The sequence below is a fragment of the Lentilactobacillus sp. TOM.63 genome (assembly GCF_030361045.1).
Lineage (GTDB): Bacteria > Bacillota > Bacilli > Lactobacillales > Lactobacillaceae > Lentilactobacillus > Lentilactobacillus dabitei.
In genome coordinates this window covers 33,060-41,597 of the sequence record NZ_JAUCAP010000018.1, presented here as the reverse complement: position 1 = coordinate 41,597, position 8,538 = coordinate 33,060, and the positions used below count along the sequence as shown (strand labels likewise).

Annotated in this window: 9 protein-coding genes; 5 read left to right on the top strand and 4 right to left on the bottom strand. The window is 44.7% G+C overall.

All coding sequences use genetic code 11. From position 1 onward, the window contains the following. Positions 1 to 595: 595 nt before the first annotated feature. Positions 596 to 1,252, top strand: coding sequence for an HAD hydrolase-like protein (locus tag QUF07_RS05400; RefSeq protein ID WP_217162460.1), 657 nt, complete (start codon positions 596 to 598; stop codon positions 1,250 to 1,252). Here QUF07_RS05400 and QUF07_RS05395 read toward each other — a convergent pair. Both QUF07_RS05395 and QUF07_RS05390 read right to left on the bottom strand, forming a co-directional pair. After that, the gene (locus tag QUF07_RS05395) at positions 1,249 to 1,587 is read right to left on the bottom strand and encodes a DsrE family protein (RefSeq protein WP_217162458.1); all 339 of its coding nucleotides are present in this window, start codon (positions 1,585 to 1,587) and stop codon (positions 1,249 to 1,251) included. The two genes, QUF07_RS05400 and QUF07_RS05395, sit on opposite strands and share 4 nt — an antisense overlap. Continuing rightward, positions 1,580 to 3,019, bottom strand: coding sequence for a DUF2252 domain-containing protein (locus QUF07_RS05390; RefSeq protein WP_217341483.1), 1,440 nt, complete (start codon positions 3,017 to 3,019; stop codon positions 1,580 to 1,582). The genes QUF07_RS05395 and QUF07_RS05390 overlap by 8 nt, the downstream gene beginning before the upstream one ends. Positions 3,020 to 3,124: 105 nt before the next feature. On the opposite strand from QUF07_RS05390, the gene QUF07_RS05385 reads away from it, so the two are divergent. Next, positions 3,125 to 3,703, top strand: a complete 579-nt coding sequence (locus tag QUF07_RS05385; RefSeq protein ID WP_217162453.1) for a methylated-DNA--[protein]-cysteine S-methyltransferase — start codon at positions 3,125 to 3,127, stop codon at positions 3,701 to 3,703. Here QUF07_RS05385 and QUF07_RS05380 read toward each other — a convergent pair. Further along, entirely contained in the window at positions 3,675 to 4,529 is an 855-nt protein-coding gene (locus QUF07_RS05380) for an SAM-dependent methyltransferase (protein WP_289426942.1), read from the bottom strand. The genes QUF07_RS05385 and QUF07_RS05380 overlap by 29 nt on opposite strands. A 275-nt stretch (positions 4,530 to 4,804) precedes the next feature. After that, complete coding sequence (locus QUF07_RS05375; RefSeq protein ID WP_217162493.1) at positions 4,805 to 5,224, bottom strand: helix-turn-helix domain-containing protein; 420 nt, start codon at positions 5,222 to 5,224, stop codon at positions 4,805 to 4,807. Between the two features lie 123 nt (positions 5,225 to 5,347). On the opposite strand from QUF07_RS05375, the gene QUF07_RS05370 reads away from it, so the two are divergent. The 3 genes from QUF07_RS05370 (at position 5,348) to QUF07_RS05360 (ending at position 8,526) form a co-directional block, all read left to right on the top strand. Further along, positions 5,348 to 6,292, top strand: a complete 945-nt coding sequence (locus tag QUF07_RS05370; RefSeq protein ID WP_289426941.1) for an alpha/beta hydrolase — start codon at positions 5,348 to 5,350, stop codon at positions 6,290 to 6,292. Positions 6,293 to 6,388: 96 nt separating this feature from the next. Then, positions 6,389 to 7,987: a ribonuclease Y gene (rny, locus tag QUF07_RS05365; RefSeq protein ID WP_289426940.1), complete on the top strand. Its 1,599-nt coding sequence runs from the start codon at positions 6,389 to 6,391 to the stop codon at positions 7,985 to 7,987. Positions 7,988 to 8,187: 200 nt separating this feature from the next. Continuing rightward, positions 8,188 to 8,526, top strand: a complete 339-nt coding sequence (locus tag QUF07_RS05360) for a cupredoxin domain-containing protein (RefSeq protein ID WP_217162491.1) — start codon at positions 8,188 to 8,190, stop codon at positions 8,524 to 8,526. The last annotated feature ends 12 nt before the right edge of the window (positions 8,527 to 8,538 follow it).

Sequence of the window (8,538 nt, the reverse complement as noted above, 5' to 3'; positions counted from 1 at the left end):
GATTGCTGCCATCTATACAATTTATGGTTTGGTAGTGGGAAAGATTACATTTTAGTGAGCGACGAGCAACGGTTTGATGTGGTTGAATAAGCCCCATCTGGTTAAAGCCTGCTTTTGGCTTTAACCAGATGGGGCTTATTCATTGAGCGTCAGTTGCGTCGGAGCGGTCCTTCGCTGAATGTAGAATCGAAGATTCCACAAAAGCAAACTCAAAGTTTGCATTTGCATTTGGGCTTTAGCCAGATGGGGCTTATTCATTGAGCGTCAGTTGCTAAAAAGTGAGTGGAGCAAAGCGGTTAATAACCGAAACATAAGTCGCCCTATTCAGAAATCCCGGGTTTGGATTTTTGAATAGGGTGCTTATGTGCAAGTTATTGCTTTGCGGAGCGGTCCTATTTCTATATAGATTAGGACAGCTCCGCAAAGCATAAGCTTGCACCTAAGTTTCCACCACCAAAAGTCCAAACCCAGGATTTCTGGTGGTGGGAACTTAGGCTCCAGCTTATAACCGCTTTGCGTCGCTCACTTGATTTTCTCCCCCAAACCAGTAATAATGAACGAATATTAATCATTTGAGAAAGTGGGAATCATATTCATGACAGATCTATTTTTTGATTTCGATGGGACGATTGCGGATTCTGAAATTGGCATTGTGAAATCAATCAAGTATTCCGTCAGCAAAATGGGCTTACCCGAACTTTCTGCTGACCAATACCGCAAGTTCATCGGGCCTGCATTGATCACGAGCATCAAAAAATATTATCCATACTTATCAACTGGGGATGTGACCCGGGCGCTGCAGTATTATCAAGAGTACTATCATAGCGAGGGTATCTTCCAGTTGACAATTTATCCCGGGATTTTGGCCGAACTGACAGCTCTCAACGATGCGGGCTATACGCTCCATATTGCTTCTGCTAAGCCGGAGCCGATGATCAACGAAATCTCCAAACATTTTGAGCTTGGTCAATATTTTGCAGGTGAATTTGGAGCTACTTCAGATGAACGCACCCGGGTGACCAAAACAGCTGTCTTAAAATACGCATTAGAAAAAGCGAACGCCAATCCACAACAAAGTGTCATGATTGGCGATCGCGATACCGATATGCTCGGCGGCTATCATAATCAAGTGAAAACATTAGGGGTAACTTATGGGTTCGGGGATGTCCCAGAACTCATCGGTGCCCACGCGTCAGAGATTGTTGACAAACCGGAACAAATTCAAGCTGGGGTCAGTCGATTAGTCGGCTAAGGCTTGATATACGAATAACCAGCTTCTTGAAGCTCCACCAGATCAGCGACGCCCGCGGGGACTACTTGAACCCCTGCTGGCAGCTGATCTTTTTTTATGGTATGACTATTCATAGCGTTTTGGCAGGCATGAAATTCAACCGATTTAGTGGTTAGCTGCGCAATTGAATCCTGTAAGCTGCCCACCAAGTAGCCCAAAATGGCATCACCGTTTACTAAGACGACAATCTTGTAGGTTTCGTCAGCCTGATTGCCAAACGTCAAAAGATTACGGATATTGCCCAGTGTGTGCTGCCATTTGTCCATATCGTCAATATGAAAAACAACTTTATGCATTATGGTCGGCCTCCTTAGCGAGCTGATGGTTGTCTAAAGCTTTCAAGAATTGGGCATAATCTCGATGAACCTGTTTGGCGTAGGCCACTGCCCAATCAACGAGGCTGTTGGCCAACTTTTTCTTCTTGCCGACATAGCCGCGAACGATGGCAGCAGTTGGGCTTTGCGCATGCCCCCGGGCTAACAGGAGCGCGCAAATCTTGGTGTAAGTTTCAAAATCATCCTGGTCCATTTTATTGAGGTCCATTGATTCCTTCATATCCCAAAATTGGCGAACGTAGTAGCTGCGGTTGGACGAGGCATTATGGTAGAAGCCCAGCAGTGGATCGGATGCCCGTTGGAGAACCTGTTGACAAGTGACGATCCGTTCACCATTATCTGGACCACTTTGACTGTAAGGGGTCGTGACGTCAAATCCTTGGAACCGCCGAGTCTGCAATGCTTCCTTAATTTGGAGAACCAGATGGCTGCCATCGATGGCGGTCAGTAGAACAAGGTAACAGCGAGTGCCAAAACTGCCGACGCCGACACTGTGACGGACGATGTCACTGATATGAAATTGGGACAGCAGGACAGTGACATCGGGGCTGACAGTTTGGTCGTACTTTTGAAGATGGTCGCTGATTTCTTTAAACCGTTTATCGGAAACGTGAACGGTTCTGGGCGCATTCTCCTTAAAGACAAGGTGGCCGTGACTATCAATCGTGGTGAATTTTTTGACCACCCGTTCCGAATCTCGGGATGAGGCACTGGTCAAAATTTTCCGCCACAGCTTTGGCAATGGTTGATCATCGACCTCGGACTTCAAGAAGGTTTCCACTTCAGTAGAAAAGTAGTAGCGCTCCATTGCGGAATGGTCGTCAAAACATTCGCAGAGAATCTGTTGGTAAGTGGCCACCGCAGACTTCATAATTTCTTGGGCTTGATCATCGTCTAAGCCCAGCTGTTCGCCAGCAAGGAGAATGCTGACAAGCAAACGGCGGACGTCCCAATCCCAGGAGCCGATTGTGGACTCATCGAAGTCGTTGAGGTCGAATAATAGTTTGCGTTCAGGCGAAGCGTAGAAGCCAAAATTGCCAATATGGGCATCTCCGGAAATCACAACCGGAATATTTGTCGAGACCTGTTTTGACAGGTCAAACGCCATTAGCTCGTCGGTGCCGCGGAAAAATGAAAATGCTGAGGCCGCCAACCGTTTGTGCCGTAAGGGCAACAGTTCCTGAATCAGTTTTCGCTCAACGTGTTGGATTCCTTGGACGATATCTCGATCAACGGCTTTGTATTGAGTTAATTTTTCAAAAGGGATCTTATCTCGGTCAGCTTTTCCCATTTGGACCAATTCACTGACGGATTTATTGATTCTGATTTTGCTTAAATCGTACCGCAAATTATCAGTGGCCTGCTTTAAGCCTAGTACTTGCTTGGTTGGCATGATAGGCGCTCCTTTTAGTTTTAATTCCATTGTGGTCATGGGTGTGGAGAGAGTCAAGGTAAACGTGCTACAATGAGATTAACGAGTATAATGGAGATTTTATATATGAAAAAAATTTATTGGGAAAGTATCGAAATTGATGACAGTAAGTTTTTCTTCACCGTTACCAATAAGGGCTTGAACTTCGTTTCCAGTCCGGGGCGGTTCTTGTCGGAAATTTTCGATTTCTATCCAGAAAATCGTTATCAATATCAATTTATGTATGACGAGTCGGTCACCGGTGTTTATCGTGATGAATTAACGGATTATTTTAATAAAAAACGGACTAGTTTTGATTTGCCATTGGACTTTGGTAATCTTGGAACGCCATTACAGCGAAAAGTGTGGGCTGAAATTCAGCAGATCCCCTATGGTGAGACGATCACATATAAGCAGTTAGCTGAGAACGTAGGCAAACCCAAAGCAATTCGGGCAGTTGCCAGTGCAGTGGCCCAAAACCCACTGCTAATTGTGGTGCCTTGTCATCGGGTCATCAAAACCAGTGGTGACATCGGCGAATATCGGGGTGGTAAGGACATCAAAAAATTCCTTCTCCAATTCGAGAAGGAAGCGGCCCCCAAGCGAACGCTCATTAAGAAATTACCGTTGCCCAAGATTAGTCAACTAGGTAGACCTGGTCTTTAATTAAATCAAATGGTTGGTGGTGCTGATTCAAACGGTGACTGGTTTCTGGCTTGATGTAATGAGCCTGTGACCAGAACTGCTTTGAATTTGTGGCACCATTTTTTTCGCCGATTACAATTAATTCGAGTTGGTTATTTTTTGAATTCCTGATGGCGTTTAAGACGTCGACGTCAATCGGGCTTTTATCTGGAGACCAGCTCATGATGACATACTTAACTCGGTCTTGGTATTGGTTGATGGCGGCTAGTGCATCTAATTTTTCTACCGGAATAACTTGATGCTTGCCAGTTTGATTTTCATTAACCCACTCAAGGCTATCGGTTGGATAAATATTGGCCCCTAAGTCTTTTAATCCTTTTGAAATGTAGCCATTGCCGGCCATGATTTCTAATGCAGTGTCCTGACCAATATACTCCGCCAGATCTTTGATAAATGGGGCAGAAATATACGCCCATATCCCATATTGTGCTTCCAAGTAATCTCGATAAGAGCGTAGCAATTTGTCTAGTTTTGGTAAGGCATCGGTCAGCTGATTCCAGAGGTGGTCACCTGCCGGATCATCCTTGGCAAAGGTTTGGTTGATGTGCTGAAAAATTTGGTCCTGACTATCATCTGGGAGTAAGAGCTCTGGTAAGTCTTGGGGCAATAGTCCGGACTTAATCAAGTGATCGCTTTCGATGATGTTATTAATCAGAAATTTGATTTGTGGATAATCTGAAAACATCTCTCGATAGTTCAGCATTTGCGTGATATAGCTGGTCTCGGGGGATGTCTTATGGCCGGATTTGTGTTTGAGTAGTTTCTTTTTTTGTTTATTGGTTAGCATGAGAACTCCTAAATGACGATTTGTTGGAAAGCGTGGTTATGATGGTTACCGGAATATTGTTGTTGATTTTGTTGGTGCTAATTGCCTGGTTAGTCGTGGCGATTGTTCAGAAAAATAAATTACACATGATTTGGAGTTGCGTTGTGATTGTGGTTTTTGTGCTAGTGAGCTGCTGGGGATTGTTGGTGATGCTTGGAGAAATGGGTGAGTGATGGCTGATTAACCATCCAGATTACACGGGTCCTTCACCAGTTAGCCAAACCGACTTCAATCGGTTATTGCCCCAGATCCAATTCCTCTTGATGCAATTGTGACCCGGGCTTTTCTGCGCGGCTGTTCATTCCATGGACATAGCCGGAAATCAGTTGGTAGATTTCGTAGCGGTCTTTTGAATTAAGCTGCTCGCCATTAAATAACAAACTTTTATCTGATATAAATAATTTTGCCAGATCATACGTATTGTTTTCGGCCAAGCCGGTCAGGTAATCCATCGTGACGTCGAAAAACTTGGCTAATTTTTGAACTTCTACATAAGAAGGCGTTCTGACCCCTCGCTCCCAGTTACCAATCTGGGATGGGGTGTTCAGGTCGTGGGTTTCTTTCGTTTGATGGAACTCCTCATTTAAATCCTCTGCCAAATCTGCCAAAGTAAGGTGTTGACCTTTCCTTAATGCGCGTAATCGTTCTGGAAACATGTAATCACCGTCCTGTTCGTTAATTTCATTATACTTCATTTTCGTGGTTGACAAAATGCACGGGCTTCATTTGTTAAATATGTTAATATGGTGGACAGTGAACTTAGACAGGTGGGTGAATTCATGAAAAAACGAACGAAAATCATTATTGCTTGTAGCTCCGTTGTGGCGCTGGTAACGCTTGGCTTATTTGGCGCCGGCCTCTATTTCTATCAAGTAGCCGTTGTGCCGGCTCCCAAGTCGTTTTTAAGCAAGTCGCATCGGATTACTCGCAACAATCCCCAATACCCAGCCCACGAGTGGTACCAGCATGTCACCAAAAAGCGCTGGTACGAGGTGTCGGCTACGCGTCATTTGATTTTGGATGCCAATTATATTTCAGCTGCCAAGCCAACCCAGAAGACCGTATTGATTGCGCATGGGTTCATGGGGAATAAGGACAAGATGTTTGCTTATGCCTACATGTTCCATCGGCTTGGGTATAATGTCCTGTTACCAGATGCCCGGGGTCACGGCGATAGCCAAGGAAATTACATCGGATACGGTTGGCCGGATCGTTTGGACTATGTTAAATGGATCCAGAAGGTCATTGCCACAAATGGGCCAAATTCGCAAATTGTCATGTTCGGCACCAGTATGGGTGGGGCCGCAACCATGATGGTGAGTGGGGTTAATGGCCTCCCCAAACAAGTAAAAGCCTTTGTTGAAGATTGCGGTTATACCGATGTTTATGATGAGGTTGCTTATCAAGCCAAGGAACTGTATCACCTACCAAAATTTCCGCTGGTCGGGATCGTCAGTTTAATTAACCACGCGAAGAACGGGTATTCCTTTAAACAGGCTAGTGCGTTGAATCAGGTTAAGAAAAATCAGCGGCCAATGTTATTTATTCATGGCGCCAAGGATTACTTTGTCCCCACTAAGATGGTGTATCCACTGTATCGGGCTGATAAAGGTCCAAAGCAACTGCTGATTGTGCCTGGGGCCAGCCATGCTGATTCTTACCAGAAACATCCGACATTGTATCGGGACACGGTGAAACAGTTTTTGGCAAAATATGTCAAGTAGCTGAGGTAGGGTGAAACAGTCACCGTTTTTTGCCGCGTCAACGGTTTGAATATGTTAAAATAATGCTAGAACTGTTTTTCGAAAGGAGGTCTGCACTTGATTTACATCATACTTGGGGTGATTGCCTGCATTGCGGGGGCTATCGCCGGAGTTCAGGCACAGAAACGCCGACATCAAACAGAAATTAATAATGCCAAGGCAACTGCTGAACAATTAATTAAAAAAGCAAATTTAGAAGCAAAAGAAAAATCCGAACAAATCATTGCTGATGGCGAACAACAAACGCAAGAATACAAGGATTCTATTGAAGAAGAACTTGATAGTTATCAAACGGACAATGTGACCCGTCAAAGCCGGATTGATCAACGCCAAAACGGGTTAACTCAGACCTCGGAGCGCTTGGATGAGCTCCACAAAAAGCTGGCTGAGCGCCAAACAGATTTGAATGATCTAAAAACAGCCATTGAAAAGTTGGATCAACAAGCGGCTGGCTTAGCTAAACAGCGGATTGCCACTTTGCAAGAACGGGGCAACCTTTCAATTGACCAGGCTAAACAACAAGTTTTGGACCAACTTAAAATTGCATTGGACCGTGAAAAAGACGTTGAACTGAAATATCAAGATGATGAAGCTCAGGTGAATGCGCCAAGGATGGCCAAAATCATGGCCGTTGACGCCATTCAACGGGCCCCATTGGATATTCCACGGGAACATATTGAACATTCCGTTCAAATTTCAGATGTGAATACGAAGCAAAAATTGGTTGGCCGTGAGTCTCAGAACATTCGCTATATTGAGACCCTGACTGGTGTAGATCTGGTGTTTGATCCAGATGATCCATGCTTATTGCATGTCGTTACGCAAGATCCGTTGCGGCGAGAAGTTGCGAAGACGACCATTTCAAATCTGCTGGTGACTGAGCAAATTAATCCGCAATCGATTGAACATCAAGTTGATATTGCTCAACAGGATTTGAGTAATGAACTGCGGCGAACCGGTGAAAAAGTGGTTGGCTCGCTTCACATTGGTTGGATGCATCCAGATCTGCTCAAGATTGTTGGTCGTTTGAAATATCGAACCAGTTATGGTCAAAACGTTCTGAATCATTCCGTGGAAGTTGCCGATATTTCTGGCTTTCTGGCTGCCGAGCTCGGGCTTGACGTCAAGATCGCCAAGCGCGCCGGCTTACTCCATGATATTGGGAAGGCCATTGATCGTGAAGTTGATGGCACCCACGTTGAACTTGGGGTTAAGATTGCTGAAGCTTACAATGAGGATCCACAAGTTGTTAATTCCATTGCTTCTCACCATGGGGATGTCGATGTGACAACGCCAATCGCTCACTTGGTTGCTGCCGGGGACTCAATTTCTGGTGGCCGTCCGGGTGCTCGGAGTGAATCTGTTGAAGAGTATGTGAACCGTCTGAAGAACTTGGAACGCATTGCCAGCGAAAAGAAGGGCGTTAAGGAAAGCTATGCCATTCAAGCTGGCCGGGAAATTCGGATTGTGGTTGATCCAAAGCAGTTGGATGATCAGCAAAATCAGAAGCTGGCTAAGCAAGTCAAGGATCAGATTGAGGATGAGTTAACCTATCCAGGCAAAATCAAAGTCACCGCTATTCGTGATTTTAAAGCAATTGCGTATGTCGGGGCTGAAAAAAAGAAGAAATTAAAAAAAGCAGGTCGGGGCGCGTAATCACTGGCCTAATCCAAAAAAATGAGGTTGTATTTCCAAATGATGGAAATAGTGACCTCATTTTTTTGGCTATTTTTTAAACTTGAGTTGACAAGTGTAACTTTCAAGAATATGATAGATACAATTAAAGTTTACACATGTAAATTTAAAACAGAAACGGAGATGGGAACTTGAAGATAATTGTATTAGTGCTTGGACTTATGATGATTGCGTTTATTGGTTGGTGGTTCTTTGGGAAGCACGACGTTGCCAAAGTAGATGCGAAAGTGAACGATGACTGCCAGATTGTTGATGTAGAAGTGAAGGGCGGCTATTCACCGGAAGTTGTGGTTTTAAAAAAGGGCATTCCCGCAACCTTGAACTTTACCCGGAAAGATTCATCATCCTGTTTGGATCGGGTTGTTTTCTCGGACTTTGGGATTAACCAAGCCCTGCCGCAAAATCAGCAGCAGGCAATTAACGTTGATACGAGTAACGCTGGTGAATTTCAGTGGGCGTGTGGGATGGATATGTTCCACGGTAAATTAGTCATTAAATAAATGGAGGAATCA

Coding starts and splice junctions, on each gene's coding strand:
- QUF07_RS05400 (WP_217162460.1), top strand. CDS start 596: ATGACAGATCTATTTTTTGATTTCGATGGGACGATTGCGGATTCTGAA.
- QUF07_RS05395 (WP_217162458.1), bottom strand. CDS start 1,587: ATGCATAAAGTTGTTTTTCATATTGACGATATGGACAAATGGCAGCAC.
- QUF07_RS05390 (WP_217341483.1), bottom strand. CDS start 3,019: ATGCCAACCAAGCAAGTACTAGGCTTAAAGCAGGCCACTGATAATTTG.
- QUF07_RS05385 (WP_217162453.1), top strand. CDS start 3,125: ATGAAAAAAATTTATTGGGAAAGTATCGAAATTGATGACAGTAAGTTT.
- QUF07_RS05380 (WP_289426942.1), bottom strand. CDS start 4,529: ATGCTAACCAATAAACAAAAAAAGAAACTACTCAAACACAAATCCGGC.
- QUF07_RS05375 (WP_217162493.1), bottom strand. CDS start 5,224: ATGTTTCCAGAACGATTACGCGCATTAAGGAAAGGTCAACACCTTACT.
- QUF07_RS05370 (WP_289426941.1), top strand. CDS start 5,348: ATGAAAAAACGAACGAAAATCATTATTGCTTGTAGCTCCGTTGTGGCG.
- QUF07_RS05360 (WP_217162491.1), top strand. CDS start 8,188: ATGATGATTGCGTTTATTGGTTGGTGGTTCTTTGGGAAGCACGACGTT.